Source organism: Anabaena sp. FACHB-595, from assembly GCF_048568275.1.
Taxonomy (GTDB): Bacteria; Cyanobacteriota; Cyanobacteriia; order Cyanobacteriales; family Nostocaceae; genus Trichormus.
This window is the reverse complement of the sequence record NZ_CP183473.1, coordinates 2,263,065-2,283,594: the sequence shown is the minus strand read 5'-3', so window position 1 is coordinate 2,283,594 and position 20,530 is coordinate 2,263,065. Positions and strand designations below refer to the sequence as shown.

Sequence of the window (20,530 nt, the reverse complement as noted above, 5' to 3'; positions counted from 1 at the left end):
TAAATTCTGCTTCTATGAATTTGTTCCATACCTCATCAGACTTGATAGAAGCTACAAACGGAGGTGTACAATGACTCACGATTTTCCTATATATGACCCCAATACTTACCTGATTTTCAAAATCAGTATGCTAGTTTTAATGCTGCTTGTACTATTGATAATTTCCGCAGCTCCCGCCATTTAGAAATAACTCAACTCCATCTCAATTATCCCTATTGCCCCAATTTCTGTGAAGTTGGGATGAGATTATGCTAAACAGAAGCAATCTCACACAAAAGCTGGTAATCTTTACCGCTTTGTTAAGCAGTGGGCTAGTTTTTCATCAGCAAGTTAAAGAACCGCAAAGACTATTTCAGTTAAATTCCCACTTTTGGGTATCAGAGAAAAAAGTTAATATTGCAAATTTAGCAGATGGCAACTACCAGTTTTGTAGCCAACCTGATCCTCAAGATTGGCGAGATGGTGCAGGTGTTTGTGCCAATTTTCACAAAAATGGACATCGCTTTGATGGCTATTATGGCTATCCCCACTCGGATAACTTTGTCTGTATTCGAGGAAATATCAAAGGTAATTTGATTGCAGGTGAAGCGTTATCTATATTATGGGCTGATGAGGAGCAAAATAATATATCTACATCTGGATTTAAATGGGATTCAGAGGAGCGATTGACACTCAGCCAAGGTAATTTCATTAGTACTGCCAATCATGAGGATGCTGTGCAGTGGATTATTTATCGCCAAGCTTTACTAAATCTTGAGGGATTCTATCAATACAACCGCCCTCGGATGACACCTGTATCTCAACTATGTCAGTGGAGGTGAAATCACCAATTAACTAGCGTGGTTCCAGTCGCTTAACAACTCATATTCCTGTTTAATTTTTTTAGCTTTACGTAAAGGTACTCTAGGAGTGCCGATATCCATACTCATAAAAGATTGTTGTCTTTTTTTGTCCGATTTTTTAGCTGCTTTTGGACAAATAGTCTGTATAGTTGTCATTTTTGGATAAATCCTTGATATAAACCGAGAATTCAGTTTATATCAACAATTTCAAAACGGCAAATATCCCATAGACATAGCTTTGGGTCATATTTTTTAACCTATTAGTATATTTTGCAATGATGTGTCAGTTGTCATTTGTCAGTTGATATCAATTCTCTCAACTCACCAAGTTGGAATCCGATTTTCTTAATTACGTAGGCGTAAGCCTAACCGTAGACTCATACAGATTAAGAATTACAAGTACTAGTTTTTTGCCAAGAGTTAGGTGATTTTGTGTTGGGTGTATTCACAGTGAGGACAACTTCACCTTGAGGGCTGATTACCCATCCCGTAGCTTCTACAATATTAGTTTGGGTTGGAGTAGAGATGCTTTTGCTGATAGGAGAATTGGGGATTGTTTCTACATTACTTACAGATACCCAATCTGTAAGAACAGCATCAGAATAAAGGAGTTCATTAGGGTTGTTTGGCAAACCACCACGCCCGGTGATGATAAAACTGTCTTGATTTTGTCCTGCAACCGCTTGACAGACTTGGGCTAGCCGGGATTCAACAGGTTGTGTTGGTAAATTAATTAGTCCTTGGTCGGGTTGAACTTCTGGGGTATCGATTTCGACTGTACCGTTTAGCCCAAATTCAGAACTAGCGGTGATGTCGTTGGTGAGTGGATTCTCTTTTTCTCGAAACTCTATGCCAAAAACGCTAAAGGCATTGATGCTAACTTTACCACCTTGGCCTTTAAAAGCATTAGCTGTAATGTCACTATTTTCACCAGGAACGGCAACGATAAAGCCATTGGGAATATTAATAAGAATATTACCGCCATTACCACTGCCGCTTGTAGTACCTGCTCTAGTAGAGATGAAACTAGCACGGCGTAAAAGTAGTTGGTCATCTATTTGCAAATTGATATCACCACCATTACCTGATCGAGTTGTAGCATTCAAATTTGCTTTACCATCAAGGCGAATTTCGCGGGCATTAATTTCTATTCTGCCAGCATTCCCTGTACCCAATGCGTCCACTGTAACTGTAGCGCGATCGCGCACATTAAGTTGACCTGTAGTAATTAATATAGAACCTGCATTGCCACTACCTCGACTGCGAGCAAACAAGCCACTAGGGAATTGACCAATTGGCGAACTTCCGCTTATTTCTATAAAATCAGAGGCTTTTATTGTAATATTTCCCCCATTACCTTGACTATTTGCCAGAGTTGTAGCTGATATGACTGCACCATTTTGGACAAACAAAACTGGAGTATTAATTATTAAGGAGCCTGCATTCCCAGCGCCGGAAGTCTGAGCAAACACACCACTGGGACGTTCTCTAGAATCCTTCGTATTCCCACTTATTTTGACGAACTCTGATGCGGTTATTTTGATTGTGCCGCCAACACTCCGAATATCATTTCCTCTGGTACTAGCTGATATGTTGCCTCCATCCTCAACAATTAACCTACCCGCTTCAATCGTCAAATTTCCTCCAGGGCCTTTACCGAGAGTTAGAGTAAACAGCCCAGTATTAAAACCTGCATTTTCTAGGCCATTGGGTACTATTCCGGCCACTCGTACCGAATCAGTTGCCTTGACTGTGACATTGCCCCCGGAAGCGGTAGACTCAGCACCAGTTACGGATGCTGTTACCTGTGAGCCGTCTGCCAGGGTTAAGTTTTCTGCCTGGATGAAAATTCCGCGACTACTTTGGCTACCCTCTGTGTCTGCTACCACTTGCGATGCACGAGAGAGTCCAATTTGCTTACCTTGAATCTCGATATAGCCAGCACCTTGACCACTGACATCTACTCTAGATTGATTGTTGAGGAATACATCAGCTAATACTGCGTCATCAGAAAAACTTAAAATTTGGTTGTTGATGTCGTTATTAGCATTCAAATTTATTCCTACTGTACCTACTCCTAGTATTCCCCCCATAGCGATTTGGCCACTTTCTGCCTTGATTGTCCTACGCCGGAGAAAGCTAACATTACCACCATCTAGAGTTACATTTCCACCTACTAATGCCAGGGTTTTGCCTGTGGGAACTGCTAATTCCCCTTGCACATTTATCTCTCCCCCTGTTCTGCCAAATTGCAGTCCAATAGGTACACTCATGGTTAATAAAGGTTGGGGAGAAGTGGCGCTAAAAATGGTGCGATCGCCAAACTGAATTCCACTAGCTGTACTCGCCACGAAAGAACCACCTATATTCAGTGTGGCATTCGGCCCAAAAAAAATCCCATTGGGATTAATCACAAACAAATTGGCATTGACACCAGAAGTCTCTAACTTCCCGAAAATATCAGAGCGATTATTACCTGTAACTCTGACAAAAATGTTCTGGATGCTACTGTTAGGAGCTACGAAAAGTGCTGAACGTCCTTCATTAACGTTAAATTCTTGGAAACTATGAAATAGGTTATTACCCCGAACCGATCCTCCTGTAACTGCTTCGGTGGGATTATTATTGTAGTTTTCACTCACCTGAGACCTTTCATTACCTAAGGTTTGATCAGGAATAATGACACTTTGAGCAAAGGCGCATTGAGCAACAGAAGAAGCGATACTTATGCCTATAACACCAGCAGATGTTAGGGAAATTGCTAAGTTCAATTGCCATGAACTACCTTTGCCGTTTTGAGTCATTTCAGTTATTTAGCGTCTTTACTAGCTGAAAAATAGGGAATGGGACAGGGAGATGAGGCACAAAAGTGGGGAGGGGGGAGCAAGGAAAAAAATTACAGAAAGATTCCCCCTATTCCCCCTACCTCCTCACAAAGATATTTATGCAAACTACATAGGTTTATTATTCAGAATCAGGGTCGATTGCGGGAGATGTTGACGGATCAGCATCCGGATTAACAACCTTTTTTTTCGGCTTTGCTGATGGGTTAAATATTTCGTCAAATTCATCTGCAATGTCCCTTGGGTCGGGGCTGATTGGTCGATCATCACCATCATGAACGGCAAATATAGTTCCCAACTTTGATATTGCGCCAATGTTGAACCAAGAATTAGCTTGTCTTAATGTGTAAGCTGTCATATTGATGTACCCCCCTTGCAAAACATAGGAATTGAATCTGACAAGGCAGAAGCATTGCAACCAAGTCACAAAAACTTCATCACAAGTAATGGAAAATACAACTGTTAAGTAAGGGAACACAAAAAATACATTATCCCAAAATAGCTTTTAGTAGAGTGCGTAAATATGAATAATTTCGTGGTATTTCCGGATTTTATCTGACTGACGCACCCTATATTAGGGATATTTTTTATCTGGATGTTCCGAAAAAAACTAATCCATCTGTGTACTTATCAGTAACGGTTTCCATTTTTATGCAGTAATTTCACAATTTTTTAGCAGCCGGCCGTTTCTATAAGCTTCTTACACCACCAAATATGAAAAAGGGAATAGACCGAGGGATGAGAGGTTAATATTTTTTACTGAAAAGTGTTGCCTGACCTACAAAATTGGGAACTATGATTTATACACTACCCCTATGAGTAGAGTCGGTCAAGCAAGTAATAGCTTAATATTTTGGTATAACTATTAACTTAATAATCGCCTCCGGGTTATTGTCTATACATTTTTACTGGAAGTACAGTAGTTTGTGGATGAGGACTATAAATTAGGCTAAACCAGGAATAGAGCCGGATGACGATGGCTGAACTACAGATTACACTGTGTGTAATGTCTATCGCTCGTTGCTTTTAGCAACACTTAAATAAATTCTTAAAAGTCTTAATCCTGTTATATCAAAAATTACCTATGTCATTGCAACAGCGTAATTTTGGGGAGACTGGCGATTTGATCTTAGGTACGCAAAACCAAGAGCAAAACTTGCCAGAAACTTCGGCTCCTGTCGGCACACTAGCCCGCAGAAAAGGTACTATTTCGACATTTCTTGCTCCCTTAACTCAGGATACTTTTAAACAAGTTGTTACAGAAGTCGAGCAAAAACTCCAAATTGTGCATCAAACCCTGTCAATGTTGGATTCTCACGGGTTTGAAAATATCCTGCAAGAGATGTTGCAGTCAATTACCTTAAAAACTGGGGAATTGTTGGGGGCAGATCGGACGACTATATTTTTGCTAGATGAAGAAAAACAAGAATTGTGGTCGATTGTCGCCGCCGGAGAAGGCGATCGCTCCCTAGAAATTCGCATCCCCGCCGACAAGGGGATTGCCGGTGAAGTCGCTACTTTTAAACAAGTAGTTAATATACCCTTTGACTTTTATCACGATCCTCGGTCGATATTTGCCCAAAAACAAGAGAAAATCACTGGCTACCGCACATATACAATGCTGGCTTTACCGCTATTGAGTGAGCAAGGGCGATTAGTCGCGGTGGTACAGTTACTCAACAAATTAAAACCTTACAGTCCTCCTGATGCACTGCTAGCAGAACGGATTGATAATCAAGGTTTTACCAGTGCAGATGAGCAATTGTTTCAAGAATTTGCGCCCTCAATTCGCTTGATTTTGGAGTCGTCACGCTCCTTTTATATAGCGACGCAAAAACAAAGGGCGGCGGCGGCGATGATGAAGGCGGTAAAGTCTCTGAGCCAAAGTAGTCTGGATTTAGAAGATACCCTCAAACGGGTAATGGATGAAGCCAAGGAACTGATGAACGCCGATCGCAGTACCTTATGGCTGATAGACCGCGATCGCCATGAATTATGGACGAAAATTACTCAAGATAATGGTTCTACTAAGGAGTTGCGCGTTCCCATAGGTAAAGGTTTTGCCGGGATCGTCGCCGCATCCGGTCAAAAACTCAACATCCCTTTTGATTTATACGACCATCCAGACTCGGCAACTGCCAAACAAATCGACCAGCAAAATGGCTACCGCACCTGTAGTTTATTATGTATGCCTGTATTTAACGGCGACCAAGAATTAATTGGTGTGACCCAACTGGTAAATAAAAAGAAAACCGGAGAGTTCCCCCCCTATAATCCAGAAACTTGGCCGATAGCGCCCGAATGCTTCCAAGCGAGTTTTGACCGCAACGACGAAGAATTCATGGAAGCTTTTAATATTCAAGCCGGGGTGGCTTTACAAAATGCTCAGTTGTTTGCCACAGTCAAGCAACAAGAGCAAATGCAACGGGATATTCTGCGGAGTTTGTCCAACGGTGTGATTTCCACAGATAAGTCTGGGACAATTATTGCAGCGAATGAAAGCGCCCAGCGTTTGTTGGGGCTGGAATCAGAAGATCGTTTGGAAGGTAAACTCATCAGTGAGGCGATCGCCATTAAAGAAGGCGATTTTAGCAAATGGTGTCAAGATGCCTTACATGGGACAGACCTCAAAGGCCGCCAGCAATATTACCCAGACCGCACACTAGTAAGCACTGAAGCAGCACAAAATAGCATTAACCTATCGATTAATACCATTGCCGATGCTAGCGATCCCCAGCAAGTCTGCGGCGCGTTGGTGGTGATGGAAGATATTAGCGATGAGAAGCGCCTCAAGAGTACGATGTATCGCTACATGACTCAGGAATTAGCCGAGGAATTGCTGAAATTAGACGATGCTAAACTGGGAGGCGATCGCAAAGAAGTTTCCATCCTCTTTTCGGATATTCGCGGTTACACCACTTTGACGGAAAATCTGGAAGCCGAAGAAGTCGTAAGTATGCTCAATGAATATTTTGAGTCGATGGTAGAGGCTGTATTCAAACACAAAGGCACTCTGGATAAATACATCGGTGATGCGATTATGGCCGTGTTTGGTTCACCTTTGCCCTTAGAAGAACACGCTTGGATGGCTGTAAAAACATCTATAGAAATGCGTCATCGCTTACAAGAATTTAATCAAAAACGTTATGCAGCTAATAAACCCCGAATCAATATCGGTATTGGCATCAATTCCGACACCGTAATTAGTGGCAACATTGGCTCTAGTAAACGTATGGAATTTACAGCTATTGGTGATGGTGTGAATCTGGGTTCCCGCTTAGAAAGTGTGAGTAAGCAGTATGGTTGCGACATTATTCTCAGTGATAATACTTTTAAACCATGCCAGGAAAATATTTGGGCTAGAGAACTAGATTTTATCCGTGTTAAAGGCAGAAATGAGCCAGTATCTATATACGAGTTAATTGGTTTACGTTCTGACCCCATTGCTAGTGAAAAATTGCAGGTAATTGAGCATTATCACAAGGGACGGGAATATTACCTGCAACGTCAATTTTCCTTAGCAAGAGCAGAATTTGCCAATGTTTTAGCAGTTGATAAACATGACAAAGCCGCGATGTTGCATCTGCTACGCTGTCAGCATTGGTTACAATCACCTCCAACAGATTCAGAATGGGATGAAGGGGTGTGGACGTTTCAGGAGAAGTGATATCAATTCAAAATTCAGGTGAGTCTCCATTTGAGACTCATACCATTTCCCGAAAAAAATGCAACATTTTAGCCTTGCCATACCACTACGTGTAATCCATCATTACTTCGTAGTAGGGTAATGGATTTTGCCCTGCACCCATTAGCCAGCGTGCATCGGGTTTCCATGGGCCGTTGAGTTCTTCGCGGCGGCGGGTGTAGACGGTTAGTTTATTGTCTGCAAATTTCAGCAGGTTGTATTGCCAGGGATAACCGGGGTTAAGTTCGCGGGTGGGTGCGCCTGAAAGTACCTGCATCAAAGGACCAAAGCTTCATGAACAGTTAGCCCGTCGCAGGTTTCCGCTTCTTCCTCCACGGATGTGGACGTGTCCGTGGAGGAAGAAGCGGAAACCTGCGACGGCTAACTGTTCCATGAAGCTTTGGTCTTTGATGCGGTCTTCCCAGGCGCTATCTAGGGGATGATGCCATACTGCTATTTTGATGCAGTTTTGATAATATTGATTGCGGCGAATGTCTGTGAGGGCGTTGGTGAGTGCATTTATGTTAATGCTGGCACGGGATTTGTAATGATGATCCAATTGCCAAGCGGAGTTTAAGCCTAGAATGAGTAGGTTTTGGTTAGGGAAATGGTCTAGGGTGTATTGCTTCTCATACTCTAGGGGATAGGGTTGGTTTTTAATGGCTTGGTAGAAGTTGCTGAAGTGTTCAAAGCGTCTTTTGTGGTTTTCTGGATCTACAACTGCAATATATGCACCACCATCATCAATTACACAACTCTCATCCATTGACTCTTGATATTTTTTGCGAAGTGTTGGGATGTAACCTTCTTCCTCTGAGATTTGCCAATTGAGGTCATGATTACCAGGGGCGATGATAATTTGCTCAAATTTGAGGGAGAAGTCTTGGCGAAGTTCATCAAGGAATTTTTGGGCGGCTGCGTATTCGTCGGGGGTTGATTTGTTGGCGATGTCGCCGGAGAGAATGAGGGCATCAAGGTGAGGAATCTGGAGTTCTTGTTTCAAGTCCATCGCTAGTTGGTTAGACCACTTGTTGGCTTCGTCAGGTGTGCCGAAGTGCAGGTCTGAGAGGTGGAGGATGTACATTAGGGATGTTTTACTTGGCTGGGATGGGGGAAGATATAGTTGTGGTTTCTGTTCTGTGAGACATCTATAGTATTGACAGTTTTCTTGTATTGCTTCCAGTGCTTCTAGTGCAGAATACAAAGTATTCCCATTATTTGCTGACACAAACTCTTCATTTTCTAACCGATTCATGAGCATAGGAATAGCCTGCTCTGATTTGATTTCTCCCAGGGCAGATGCCGCACTATCACGCACAGAGGAGTTTTCATCTTCTAGTAAATTAATTAGCCCTGGAATAGCCTGCTCTGATTTGATTTCTCCCAGGGCAGATGCCGCACTATCACGCACAGAGGATTTTTCATCTTCTAGTAAATTAATTAGCCCTGGAATAGCCTGCTCTGATTTGATTTGTCCCAGGGTAGATGCCGCACGATAACGCACAGAGGAGTCTTCATCTTCTAGTAAATTAATTAGCCCTAGAATAGCCTGCTCTGATTTGATTTCTCCCAGGGCAGATGCCGCACGATAACGCACAAATGAGTCTTCATCTTCTAGTAATTTAATTAGCCCTGGAATAGCCTGCTCTGATTTGATTTCTCCCAGGGCAGATGCCGCACGATAACGCACATCGGAGTCTTCATGTTCTAGTAATTTAATTAGCCCTGGAATAGCCTGCTCTGATTTGATTTCTCCCAGGGCAGATGCCGCCCTTCTACGCACAGAGGAGTTTTCATCTTCTAGTAATTTAATTAGCCCTAGAATAGCCTGCTCTGATTTGATTTGTCCCAGGGAAGATGCCGCACTATAACGCACAGAGGAGTTTTCATCTTCTAGTAAATTAATTAGCCCAGGAATCGCCGCCTCTGATTTGATTTGTCCCAGGGCAGATGCCGCCCTTCTACGCACAGGGGAGTTTTCATCTTCTAGTAAATTAATTAGCCCAGGAATCGCCGCCTCTGATTTGATTTGTCCCAGGGCAGATGCCGCCCTTCTACGCACAGGGGAGTTTTCATCTTCTAGTAAATTAATTAGCCCAGGAATCGCCGCCTCTGATTTGATTTCTCCCAGGGCAGATGCCGCACTATAACGCACATCGGAGTTTTCATCTTCTAGTAAATTAATTAGCCCAGGAATCGCCGCCTCTGATTTGATTTCTCCCAGGGCAGATGCCGCACTATAACGCACATCGAAGTTTTCATGTTCTAGTAAATTAATTAGCCCAGGAATCGCCGCCTCTGATTTGATTTCTCCCAGGGCAGATGCCGCACTATCACGCACATCGAAGTTTTCATGTTCTAGTAAATTAATTAGCCCAGGAATCGCCGCCTCTGATTTGATTTCTCCCAGGGCAGATGCCGCACTATAACGCACATCGAAGTTTTCATGTTCTAGTAAATTAATTAGCCCAGGAATCGCCGCCTCTGATTTGATTTCTCCCAGGGCAGATGCCGCACTATAACGCACATCGAAGTTTTCATGTTCTAGTAAATTAATTAGCCCAGGAATAGCCTGCTCTGATTTGATTTCTCCCAGGGCAGATGCCGCACTATAACGCACATCGAAGTTTTCATGTTCTAGTAAATTAATTAGCCCAGGAATAGCCTGCTCTGATTTGATTTCTCCCAGGGCAGATGCCGCACGATAACGCACATCGGAGTTTTCATGTTCTAGTAATTTAATTAGCCCTAGAATAGCCTGCTCTGATTTGATTTGTCCCAGGGCAGATGCCGCACGATAACGCACAGAGGAGTTTTCATGTTCTAGTAATTTAATTAGCCCTAGAATAGCCTGCTCTGATTTGATTTGTCCCAGGGCAGATGCCGCACGATAACGCACAGAGGAGTTTTCATGTTCTAGTAAATTAATTAGCCCAGGAATCGCCGCCTCTGATTTGATTTCTCCCAGGGCAGATGCCGCACGATAACGCACATCGAAGTTTTCATGTTCTAGTAAATTAATTAGCCCAGGAATCGCCGCCTCTGATTTGATTTCTCCCAGGGCAGATGCCGCACTATAACGCACAGAGGAGTTTTCATGTTCTAGTAATTTAATTAGCCCAGGAATCGCCGCCTCTGATTTGATTTCTCCCAGGGCAGATGCCGCACTATCACGCACAGAGGAGTTTTCATCTTCTAGTAATGGATTGAGATGAGAAATTGCTTTTTCAGATTTAGTTAAACCTAGAAGGCAGATTTTGAATAATAAAGGAATTTTTAACCCAGGTATTAAATCAACTGTCTGCTGCTGCAACTCTGGCTTTGCTGCACCTGCTAACTTTGCGCCTAACTGGTAATCTACCTTTAAGGCTAAGTTCACCACTCGCACCGCCAGCGCCCTATCATCCACCAATTCCAGCATCAATTTTAGGGGTTCAGTCCATTTTAAATAATTTAAATACTCTCGCTGGAGAGAGTCATCACTGAGGCTTGGTAACAGCTTGAGCAAACATTCGGCGGTGTAATATTCCTGAATTAGTTGGTGGCGAAATTCAATTTGGTCATTTGCAGCCAGTTGAATTAAATCATGGTTGAGTAAATCTTTCAACGATTCTGATGCTTGGTCACGGGGTGGATTAAATCCTTCATCTTTCAAAAGCTGCGTTAAAACTTCCTCTGCTTTTGACTTGAGTATGGCAACATTCAATTCTGTCAGCTTATCCCCTTTGGTCATGTTGAACGCCAAATGTTGTAATAACCATGACCAATGATCCCGTGACACACCTTTAACTGGGACATTTGGCTTCAACTCGTTCTTATAACGTTGGGTCAACTCGCGAAACAGCAAACCCAAGTTCGGCGGGATGTCTCCTGTTTCAACAAACAATAAACACAGCATAAACAGCAGCAACGGTGTTTCCCCAAACTCCCGCAACCTGTCGCCTAAGTTCTGCAACATCTGTTCACCCTGTGCTGGCAAATAGGCGCGGACAAATTGCTGCATTTGTTCTGCTGTCAGGGGTTGCATTTCCAGCTTCTTGGTAATGCCCAAATCACCCCCCACGCCTAAATCCCGCGTGGTGAATATCATCGGCGTGGTTTTTTGGTTGTCTTGCCGGAATTTATATAAATCTTGTCGCGCTTTCTCTGAGGGTAATTCGTTGATACCATCTACCAGCAGCAAAAATTGCCCGTCAAACAGCAGTTGTTCTATGGTTGCAGTGTCTAGTAGTAGGCAATGGCGTTTCAAGAAATCCCGAATCAAGTCTAGGATTGAGGTTTGGTAATAGCGCAACTCTACTAGGATGGGGATTTGACCTAACCCCCCGACCCCCTTCCCTGCAAGGGAAGGGGGAGCTAATACTCCCCTCTCCGCGTCGGGGAGGGGTTGGGGGAGGGGTCTCTCCGCTTCTTCTAGCAATAACCGCAATAAAGCTGTCGATTTCCCTGAACCTGGTCGCCCTACTAGCAAAACGTGTTCTTGAGCATACTTTCGCAACCCTGCTAGCACGTCTAAACGCTCAACTTGCTCCTGGCTGGCGCTCCTTTCTTCCTTGGCAGATTGTACCGTCTGCACTATAAAATCTAACAGTAGGGGCGATCGCTTCTGCTCAATTCGCTGCTGTCCTACTACATCCGTCAACGTGTAAGCATTCCACCATTGGGCATAATCTTTGCAGAGTGATTCTAGGTAGTCATTCCAGTTGATCATGGTGTGCCGGATAGTGAAATGCTGATTTTGGGGAAAGAGAAAGGGATAGAGAGAAAGATTAAATGTTGCTTACCTAACTTCTAGTGAGTGTGTTTTATAGACATGGTTTAATTTACTGACTTAAATTGTAACTTTATTGTTCAGTTTATAATTCTCGTTCACGAGTATCAGCATCTCGTTCACGAGTATTTTTATCTCGTGGGCGAGTATTTTTGTCTCGTGGGCGAGTATTTTTGTCTCGTGAGTGAGTATTAGAATCTCGTGAGTGAGTATTAGAATCTCGTGAGTGAGTATTTTTATCTCGTGGGTGAGTATTTTTATCTCGTGAGCGAGTATTTTTGTCTCGTGGGCGAGTATTTTTATCTCGTGGGCGAGTATTTGAACATCTTAAGCCACTAGAATATCGATTCAGTAATCACAAACCTAACCCCCCAACCCCCTTCCCTACGAGGGAAGGGGGAGAATTAGCTCCCCTCTCCGCGTCGGGGAGGGGTTGGGGGAGGGGTCTTTCTAGGATGATTGAATTGCTGTACTAGGGGAAACACATCTAAGGTAAGCATTTTACGTTCATCTTTTGCACTCAGCCCTGTTTATGCTAACTTCATCTCAGTGAACTCTACTAACAACAATGTCTTACCCATTACCAACTGAAACCCAGTCTCAACCCCTGAGTGATTTTGAATTAAACTTGCTCAAGGAGGAATACTTTTTTCTGCAAAACACTATCGAAGACTACAACAAGCAGATTTGGGTAATCAAAGCACTGGGAATTACTGGGACTGGTGGTGTTTTAACATTGATGTTACAGCAAAGACCCAACGCTACAGCGATCGCTCTCATCGGTTGCACGATTCCCCTATTTTTCTGGATTCTCGAAAGTCAATGGAAACACTTTCAGCGCGGTTTCTATCCCCGCGTTTACGAAATTGAGTATATTCTCACTAATACATATAGTTTCAAAACCCCTGGGATTTACAGTAGTTGGTCGCATACCCACAAGCGCACCAATAACCCCAAGCGCCAAGGCTATCTCTGGGATGGTCTTTTAAATCGCAGTGTCTTTATCAGCTACGTTTTAGAAATAGCTTTTCTCTTGTTCATGGCGGCGATCGCTCCTATTATTTGGAAGTAGGATTAAACTTTACTAGAGGCGATCGCCACTACCCTTTCTGCTTGATTGACGGTAATCTTTCCTAAGCCAAACTTTTCAATGACTGCGGCGTTAGTTGTTAAGTGTGTACTCACCTCAGCCACTTTATACTGACTGGACTCGGAAGCCAGAACCGCCGGTAATAATAATTGATCTGCTAGGTGTTCATCAACTGGTGCGCCAGTTTCATGGAATTGTAATAGTTGTCCGCAAGCAATCTCTGCTACTTTTTCAGAAGACAATCGCAAACGTCCAAAGCCACCAAAACCCGTCAAACTATTACAATACTCAGCCGTTAAAAAAAATCCCCGCCCCTGGTGCAACACCTTTTTCACGTAACGCCTGCATAGATACCCGCAAACCTGCTGTACGTAACAAATTCTCAGCCCGATTTGCCATGCGCTGGGGTATATGTGCAGGTAATTCTGTCGCCACAGCTAGTCCTTGTACCCGCTTTAATTCTCCCCTTTCCAGCAAGTTAAGACCGCAGAGTTGACAGCCTCCCTTCACCTGTAAATTGACTTCTCCCCCACCCCTGGGATACCATCCCCAAGCACCTAACTTAACTTGTGCCTTGATTCCCATGCGACATAACATTGGCAGATATACTCGCTCAATGTAGGTGACTGTGGGGCTGAAAATGACATGAGTTCCACCCCGTAAGGTGATATGAGAATCACCATCTGCTAAAGCTAAAGGTAAGAGAATTGTCTGCAAAACCAGAGTAATCGCCCCAGCCGAACCACCTTGCTGTACTTCGCTGACATCAAAAATATAATTTCCTGCTTTTACCCCACCACCAGGTATAAATTCCAGCATCGTGGAACCTAAAGCATCACCTTGCAATTCCCCATGACAAATTCTCGCCGCCGCACGCACTGCTGTTAAGTGTTGTGCTGCTAATCCTGGCTTCCTGCGTCCGGCGCGAATGCCGGCAATACGTATGGGTTCACCAGTGATGGCGGCTAAACTCAGGGAAGTGCGGAGGACTTGCCCGCCTCCCTCGCCGTAGGAACCGTCAATGTTAATCATACTCAGTAGTCTGGGCGATGAATCAATTCAAAATTTTTGGGGATTGGGGACTGGGGATTGGGGATTGGGGACTGGGGACTGGGGATTGGGGACTGGGGATTGGGGATTGGGGACTTCTCCCCCTGCCTCCCCTGCCCTCTGCCCCTCTGCCTCAAGAATGGGAAGTGTCGAACTCAGTTATGGCGCTAGGTGTTGTTGTACTTGGGCTACTAGTTCATTTGTCCAATAGTTAGCTAGTTCGGCGTTGGCGGCTTCTACCATGACTCTGATGACGGGTTCCGTACCGGATGCCCGAACTAAAATTCTACCAGTATCACCCATTGCTTTCTCGGCAAGAGCGATCGCTTGTTGTACTGGTGTGCAGTTTTGCCAACTCAGGCGGCGATCGCGGTCTACAACTCGCACGTTCCGCAATAATTGGGGATAGGTCTGGAAGCTTTGGTCTATCAATTCGGCTAAGGAAACACCAGATTGTTTGACCAAACTTGCCAAGTGTAAGGCTGTTAACAAGCCATCCCCAGTCATTCCATAATGGCTACACAGGATGTGTCCTGATTGTTCACCTCCCAACATTGCCCCAGTTTTGATCATTTCTGCTTGCACATATTGATCGCCAACGGCGGTGCGAATTAATTTACCACCCTGTTGCTGCCAAGCTTTCTCAAAGCCCAGGTTTGCCATGACTGTGGAAACAATCAAGTTGTCTGGGAGTTGGTTTTGTTGTTTGAGGTACAATCCCCACAGGTACAGGATATAGTCGCCATTTACAGGACGACCTGTGGGATCTACAGCCAAAACGCGATCGGCATCGCCATCAAAGGCAAAACCTAAATCGGCGTTGTGTTCTTGCACAGCCGCTTGCAACATTTCTAGGTGGGTGGAGCCGCAGTTAACGTTGATGCGATCGCCATCTGCGGCATTATGCAGGGAAATAACTTCTGCCCCCATCTCTGCAAATACTGATGGTGCTAATCCCACGGCTGCACCCCAAGCTAAATCCAGCACAACCTTCATTCCCTGAAGATTCACTTTATTTTGCCAGGGTCGTTTTAAAGCTTCGCCGTAATTCTTCACCAATTCCCAACGTGAGTAATGCCGTCCACAATTACTGACATTACTTGTAATTGGCAGATTTCCCCGCAGACCTTTTTCAATTTCTGCCTGTAAAGCCTGGGATAACTTACCACCATTAGCACCAAAAATTTTAATCCCGTTATCTTCGGGAGGGTTATGACTAGCAGAAATCATCACGCCGCCAATGGCTTCACTCATACTAGTTAAATAAGCCACGCAAGGAGTAGGACATAAACCTAAATACCAAACTTCTAGCCCGGCTGCGGTTAACCCTGCACTCAAAGCCATCGCCAACATATCACTAGAGTTACGGGAATCCTGTCCTAAGATTACTGGCCCTAATTGATCAGCATGATTACGTAAAACTACGCCTGCCCAAAAACCAATTTGCAACGCTAAAGGCGCACTCAGTAATTCCCCTACTTTGCCACGAATACCATCTGTACCAAACAGAGGTGTTGCTGGTAGGGATATTAAACTGGGTGCAAAGTTGCTCTCAAGGACTGTTTCTAATCCATTGGATGTAGCTGCACCATCTATTACGTAGTTCTGAATCCGAGTTATAGATGAAACCATATTTTTAAACACCCCTCACATCACACTAAGAATTATTACTTTAAGGCCAGTTCGGCAGATTTTAAGGATTGAGTGCTGAGTAAACAACCCAGTTGCCAATTCCCCTTTGGATACTCTTCCCTACGGAACGCTCCGCGAACAGCGAAACGCAGTCGCCTGCGGAAAGCTCCGCGAATGGAGAAGCAAGCTACGCGCAGCGTCAAGTAGAAAGGGAAACCTTCCCGCAGCGCTGTCTCACCAGTTCCTATCAAACTCACGTAAATTTCCACTCTATTAAATAACTAAGAGTCAAGACTTTTTTGATTTGCTTTTATGATAGTTATTTTTCTTTGAAAAACAAATTTATTTTTCACGTTTTGCTTAAGTGAAATTACTTAAAAAAATGATGGCATTGTCAATATTTTATGAAGATTTTATTTACTGAGTTTTAATGCTCTTCAGTTTAACTCCTGACTTCAATAGTCGCCAGTACTACTTGACAACTTTACAGAAGTCTCATAAATTCCACGGTTTGCTCCAGCGATCACATTTCTCTGAATGCGGCTCTCCCCGCAAAATTTTTCTTGGTATTGGCATTTTTACTGGCTTGATTTGATATTTACTTAACAAAAGTACAAATTTTAGTTACTTAAAAAATATTAATATAAATTCTCATCAAATAGTTCTAATGTTACGTTTTAGTGGCATTTTTTAGCCGTCCGTAATTTAAAACTCTGGCAGTTGACCTTTTAAGGTTGAGAAATTTAGTATGAGCAGCAATTTAGCAAACAAACTACGTGTAGGTACGAAAAAAGCCCACACAATGGCAGAAAATGTAGGTTTTGTCAAATGCTTCTTAAAAGGAGTGGTAGAAAAAAGCTCTTACCGGAAGCTAGTGGCCAACTTCTACTACGTCTACTCCGCAATGGAAGAGGAGATGGAAAAGCATAGCCAGCACCCAATTGTTTCTAAAATAAACTTTTCCCAACTGAATCGTAAGCAGACTCTAGAGCAAGACCTGAGTTACTATTACGGCGCTAACTGGCGGGAACAAATTCAACTGTCGCCAGCAGGTGAAGCTTACGTACAACGCATTCGGGAAATCTCTGCAACCGAACCAGAATTGTTGATTGCCCACTCTTACACCCGTTATTTAGGTGATTTATCCGGGGGACAAATTCTCAAAAACATTGCTGTGACAGCGATGAATTTGAATGATGGGCAAGGAACTGCATTTTATGAGTTCGCAGATATTTCTGATGAGAAAGCTTTTAAGGCTAAATATCGTCAAACATTAGATGAGTTGGCAATTGATGAAGCGACAGGCGATCGCATTGTTGATGAAGCTAACGCCGCTTTTGGTATGAACATGAAAATGTTCCAAGAACTAGAAGGGAACCTCATCAAGGCAATCGGCATGATGCTGTTCAACACCTTGACTCGCAAGCGCACACGCGGCGCTACCGAACTAGCCACTGCTGAGTAATACCAATGCAAAATTCAAGATTTCTGAATTTTGATGAATTGGTGTAAATTTTCGTAAATTAAAGGGGCAACTTCCCTGGGTTTACCTGCAAAGAAGCAGGCGATCGCAGAGAAGTTGCCCCTAATGTTTGGCTATTGGGTACTGGGGATTGGGGATTGGGTACTGGGCGAAAATCTTGCAGTCACTTCTTCCCCCTTGCTCCCTGCCCCCTGCTCCCTGCCTCTTCTTAGAACATACCCATACCACCCATACCGCCCATGCCACCCATACCGCCCATGCCACCCATGCCGCCCATGCCACCCATACCGGCATCAGCAGGAGCAGCAGATTTTTTCTCTGGTTTTTCCACAACGATCGCTTCGGTGGTTAAAACTAGACCGGCAATGGAAGCGGCATTTTGCAATGCTGAACGCACAACTTTTGCAGGGTCAATAATACCAGCCGCAATCAGGTCTTCAAATTCCCCAGTAGCAGCGTTGTAACCGATGTTGAAATCGCTGTCTTTGACTCTGGAGACGATGACAGAACCTTCTGCACCAGCATTATCGGCAATCTGACGTAAAGGAGCTTCTAAAGCCCGTTTAACGATGTCAGCACCGATTTTTTCTTCTTCGTCAAAGTTTTTCTTAATCTCGTCTACCTTACTCGCCAAGTAAATCAGAGTTTTGCCGCCACCAGGAACGATACCTTCAGCAACAGCAGCTTTGGTGGCGTTGAGTGCGTCTTCGATTCTCAGTTTGCGGTCTTTGAGTTCGGTTTCAGTTGCTGCACCGACTTTGATCACTGCAATACCACCAGCTAACTTGGCAATACGTTCTTGCAATTTCTCGCTATCGTACTCAGAGTCAGTCTCTTCCAACTGTCGGCGAATTTGTGCAATCCGCTTTTGGATTTCTGGCTTAGTAGTATTACCAGCAACAATTGTGGTGTTGTCTTTTTCAATTGTGATTTTCTGCGCCGTACCCAAAGCTTCTAGAGAAGCGGTATCTAAGCTTAAGCCAATTTCTTCCGAAATTAGTTGACCGTCTGTGAGGATAGCGATATCTTGCAACAATGCTTTGCGGCGTTCGCCAAATCCTGGGGCTTTAATTGCCGCCACAGAAAGTACACCCCGTGCTTTGTTCACCACCAAAGTTGCTAGGGCATCTCCTTCTACATCTTCAGCAATGATCAGTAAGGGTTGACCCAAACGAGCTACTTTTTCTAGAACGGGGACTAATTCTTGAATACTGCTGATTTTTTTGTCAGTAATCAAAATCCGCACATTTTCCAACTCCACCGTTTGGCGCTCGTTGTTGGTGATGAAGTAGGGGGAAATATAACCTCTGTCAATCTGCATCCCTTCGACTACTTCTAGTTCAGTTGTCAGGGATTTAGATTCTTCTACAGTGATTACACCGTCTTTGGTGACTTTTTCCACCGCTTGGGCAATCATGGCACCAACTTCTTCATCATTACCAGATGAGACAGTGGCAACTTGAGCGATCGCACTACCTTCTACAGGCTTGGCGACCTTAGCAATTTCCGCTACCAAAGCCTCGGTAGTTTTATCTATACCGCGCTTGAGACTAACTGGGTTAGTACCAGCCGCGACGTTCTTCAAACCTTCTCTAATTAGGGCTTGTACTAAAACGGTAGCCGTAGTTGTGCCATCGCCAGCTACATCCTTGGTTTTGGATGCTACCTCTTGAATTAATCTGGCACCAGTATTTTCTAAAGGATCTTCTAATTCAATTTCTTTAGCGACGGTAATACCATCGTTCACAATTTGGGGTGTGCCATATTTTTTTTCTAAAAGCACGTTGCGACCCTTGGGGCCTAAGGTAATTTTTACAGCATCAGCCAGGGCATTGACACCCCGCTCTAAAGCACGCCGTGATTCTTCATCAAACGAAATAATTTTTGCCATGTTTCCTTTCTCTTGCGCTTCCATTAGACAATTTAGCACTCACAGGCTCAGAGTGCTAAGAACATCAAAAACTTTAGATCATGTGTGGAAGTAAAAAAAATTGATTAATATACACTTGATGCTCATGTAGGATACTGGCAGTAATGGTTGAATTGGGAGATGAATATCTACAACTCCCTTAGGTCTATAGGCATTGCTGACCCTAGCGGTTCCGGCTGGTTGGCAGTAGTATTCACGTTTATGTTGGCTTGGTTGGTAACGTGGCGTTTGATTCCCACGATACGTAAATTTGCCTTGCGGGTGGGTTGGGCTGACCAACCAAATGCCCGACGACTCAATCGAGAACCGTTGCCGAATGCAGGGGGTTTAGCCATTTATGCGGGAGTAATTGCCGCATTGGTGTTAGCTAGCCTTTTGCGACCCATTGAGCTACAAAACGTTTTAGCTCAGGTATTGACTATTTTACTAGGGGGTTCGATCCTAGTCTTGATCGGCTTTATTGACGATCAGTTCGGATTACCCCCCTCTGTACGGTTGTGGACGCAAATTATCACAGCTTTATTACTAGTTGCTAACGGTATTGTCGTTGATGTGGATTTCGGCACACCCATCGACTCCATTCTCTCAATGTTGCTGACTGTGCTGTGGGTTGTGGGTATTACCAATGCCGTCAACTTGATGGATGGGATGGATGGATTGGCAGGAGGCATTAGTTTTATCACTGCCATGAGTTTGTTAGGCGTATCTGCCCAATTCCCTAATAAGGCTGCGGCTACCTTAGTTCTGGCTGCTTTAGGTGGTGGGGCTTTAGGCTTTTTGCGTCACAACTTCCATCCCTCAAAAATCATCATGGGTGATGCTGGGGCGTACTTTTTCGGTTACGTGCTAGCCGCAACTAGTATTTTAGGTAGCCTGCAAAGAAATACTATATTTGCTCTTGGCCCCACCGTTTTATTTTTGCTGTTGCCAGTATTGGACACAACCCAAGTGTTTATTCGACGGCTGCTAGCAGGTAAAAACCCCTTGAGTACCCCCGGCAAAGACCACCTACACCACCGTTTACTCGATTGGGGATTTTCCCAACGTCATGCTGCATTTACCTTGTGGTCAATCACTTTGGTGTGCAACTTACTGGCAATGAGAGTCCAAGGGATGAGCGTGATGGTCATAGTTACCACGGCCATCAGTATTATTCTGCTGCTTGGCTTTACAGTCTGGCAAAGAATCCGTCAGCAGTCCTGAT

General features: G+C 44.0%; 13 protein-coding genes and 1 pseudogene. 5 read left to right on the top strand and 9 right to left on the bottom strand.

What is annotated here, in order from left to right:
• The first annotated feature begins 248 nt into the window (after nucleotides 1–248).
• On the top strand, nucleotides 249–821 hold the full coding sequence (locus tag ACN222_RS09465) for a hypothetical protein (protein ID WP_010996072.1): 573 nt from the start codon (nucleotides 249–251) through the stop codon (nucleotides 819–821).
• Nucleotides 822–830: 9 nt separating this feature from the next.
• On the opposite strand, the gene ACN222_RS09460 is transcribed toward ACN222_RS09465, so the two are convergent.
• The 3 genes from ACN222_RS09460 to ACN222_RS09450 all read right to left on the bottom strand — a co-directional run bounded on the left by ACN222_RS09460 (nucleotide 831) and on the right by ACN222_RS09450 (nucleotide 4,043).
• A complete protein-coding gene (locus ACN222_RS09460; RefSeq protein WP_010996071.1) occupies nucleotides 831–998 on the bottom strand; it encodes a hypothetical protein in 168 nt (55 codons plus the stop codon).
• 230 nt (nucleotides 999–1,228) lie between these two features.
• Entirely contained in the window at nucleotides 1,229–3,646 is a 2,418-nt protein-coding gene (locus tag ACN222_RS09455; RefSeq protein WP_010996070.1) for a filamentous hemagglutinin N-terminal domain-containing protein, read from the bottom strand.
• 160 nt (nucleotides 3,647–3,806) lie between these two features.
• Nucleotides 3,807–4,043: a hypothetical protein gene (locus tag ACN222_RS09450; protein WP_231865520.1), complete on the bottom strand. Its 237-nt coding sequence runs from the start codon at nucleotides 4,041–4,043 to the stop codon at nucleotides 3,807–3,809.
• A gap of 726 nt (nucleotides 4,044–4,769) precedes the next feature.
• Here ACN222_RS09450 and ACN222_RS09445 point away from each other — a divergent pair.
• Nucleotides 4,770–7,352: a GAF domain-containing protein gene (locus tag ACN222_RS09445; protein ID WP_010996068.1), complete on the top strand. Its 2,583-nt coding sequence runs from the start codon at nucleotides 4,770–4,772 to the stop codon at nucleotides 7,350–7,352.
• 85 nt (nucleotides 7,353–7,437) lie between these two features.
• On the opposite strand, the gene ACN222_RS09440 is transcribed toward ACN222_RS09445, so the two are convergent.
• Together ACN222_RS09440 and ACN222_RS09435 are read right to left on the bottom strand one after the other, a co-directional pair.
• Nucleotides 7,438–7,650 (bottom strand): hypothetical protein, encoded by a 213-nt coding sequence (locus ACN222_RS09440; protein ID WP_419756898.1) that lies wholly within the window; start codon nucleotides 7,648–7,650, stop codon nucleotides 7,438–7,440.
• 12 nt (nucleotides 7,651–7,662) lie between these two features.
• The gene (locus ACN222_RS09435; protein WP_419756897.1) at nucleotides 7,663–12,081 is read right to left on the bottom strand and encodes a HEAT repeat domain-containing protein; all 4,419 of its coding nucleotides are present in this window, start codon (nucleotides 12,079–12,081) and stop codon (nucleotides 7,663–7,665) included.
• A 628-nt stretch (nucleotides 12,082–12,709) separates the two neighbouring features.
• Here ACN222_RS09435 and ACN222_RS09430 point away from each other — a divergent pair.
• The gene (locus ACN222_RS09430; RefSeq protein ID WP_010996066.1) at nucleotides 12,710–13,213 is read left to right on the top strand and encodes a hypothetical protein; all 504 of its coding nucleotides are present in this window, start codon (nucleotides 12,710–12,712) and stop codon (nucleotides 13,211–13,213) included.
• A 2-nt stretch (nucleotides 13,214–13,215) separates the two neighbouring features.
• Here the strand turns inward: ACN222_RS09430 and rtcA are convergent.
• The 3 genes and pseudogenes from rtcA to ACN222_RS09415 form a co-directional block, all read right to left on the bottom strand.
• Nucleotides 13,216–14,263, bottom strand: a pseudogene (gene rtcA / locus ACN222_RS09425) (RNA 3'-terminal phosphate cyclase).
• Between the two features lie 177 nt (nucleotides 14,264–14,440).
• Nucleotides 14,441–15,913, bottom strand: coding sequence for a phosphoglucosamine mutase (gene glmM, locus ACN222_RS09420; protein WP_044521120.1), 1,473 nt, complete (start codon nucleotides 15,911–15,913; stop codon nucleotides 14,441–14,443).
• Between the two features lie 35 nt (nucleotides 15,914–15,948).
• A complete protein-coding gene (locus tag ACN222_RS09415; RefSeq protein ID WP_126987323.1) occupies nucleotides 15,949–16,170 on the bottom strand; it encodes a hypothetical protein in 222 nt (73 codons plus the stop codon).
• A gap of 491 nt (nucleotides 16,171–16,661) precedes the next feature.
• Here ACN222_RS09415 and ACN222_RS09410 point away from each other — a divergent pair, with 491 nt between their 5' ends.
• Nucleotides 16,662–17,378, top strand: a complete 717-nt coding sequence (locus tag ACN222_RS09410) for a heme oxygenase (biliverdin-producing) (protein ID WP_010996061.1) — start codon at nucleotides 16,662–16,664, stop codon at nucleotides 17,376–17,378.
• A gap of 226 nt (nucleotides 17,379–17,604) precedes the next feature.
• Here the strand turns inward: ACN222_RS09410 and groL are convergent, their stop codons facing one another.
• Nucleotides 17,605–19,287 carry a chaperonin GroEL gene (gene groL / locus ACN222_RS09405; protein ID WP_010996060.1) on the bottom strand — a complete coding sequence of 561 codons (1,683 nt, stop codon included), beginning with the start codon at nucleotides 19,285–19,287 and terminating at the stop codon, nucleotides 17,605–17,607.
• Between the two features lie 159 nt (nucleotides 19,288–19,446).
• Between groL and ACN222_RS09400 the strand changes: the two genes are divergently transcribed.
• Nucleotides 19,447–20,529, top strand: a complete 1,083-nt coding sequence (locus tag ACN222_RS09400; protein ID WP_010996059.1) for an MraY family glycosyltransferase — start codon at nucleotides 19,447–19,449, stop codon at nucleotides 20,527–20,529.
• The last annotated feature ends 1 nt before the right edge of the window (nucleotide 20,530 follow it).

Excerpts from the sequence above, each read along its gene's own strand:
- ACN222_RS09445 (WP_010996068.1), top strand. The coding sequence starts at position 4,770 with ATGTCATTGCAACAGCGTAATTTTGGGGAGACTGGCGATTTGATCTTA.
- glmM (WP_044521120.1), bottom strand. The coding sequence starts at position 15,913 with ATGGTTTCATCTATAACTCGGATTCAGAACTACGTAATAGATGGTGCA.
- ACN222_RS09410 (WP_010996061.1), top strand. The coding sequence starts at position 16,662 with ATGAGCAGCAATTTAGCAAACAAACTACGTGTAGGTACGAAAAAAGCC.
- ACN222_RS09435 (WP_419756897.1), bottom strand. The coding sequence starts at position 12,081 with ATGATCAACTGGAATGACTACCTAGAATCACTCTGCAAAGATTATGCC.
- ACN222_RS09460 (WP_010996071.1), bottom strand. The coding sequence starts at position 998 with ATGACAACTATACAGACTATTTGTCCAAAAGCAGCTAAAAAATCGGAC.
- ACN222_RS09455 (WP_010996070.1), bottom strand. The coding sequence starts at position 3,646 with ATGACTCAAAACGGCAAAGGTAGTTCATGGCAATTGAACTTAGCAATT.
- ACN222_RS09465 (WP_010996072.1), top strand. The coding sequence starts at position 249 with ATGCTAAACAGAAGCAATCTCACACAAAAGCTGGTAATCTTTACCGCT.
- ACN222_RS09430 (WP_010996066.1), top strand. The coding sequence starts at position 12,710 with ATGTCTTACCCATTACCAACTGAAACCCAGTCTCAACCCCTGAGTGAT.
- ACN222_RS09450 (WP_231865520.1), bottom strand. The coding sequence starts at position 4,043 with ATGACAGCTTACACATTAAGACAAGCTAATTCTTGGTTCAACATTGGC.
- ACN222_RS09400 (WP_010996059.1), top strand. The coding sequence starts at position 19,447 with ATGAATATCTACAACTCCCTTAGGTCTATAGGCATTGCTGACCCTAGC.
- groL (WP_010996060.1), bottom strand. The coding sequence starts at position 19,287 with ATGGCAAAAATTATTTCGTTTGATGAAGAATCACGGCGTGCTTTAGAG.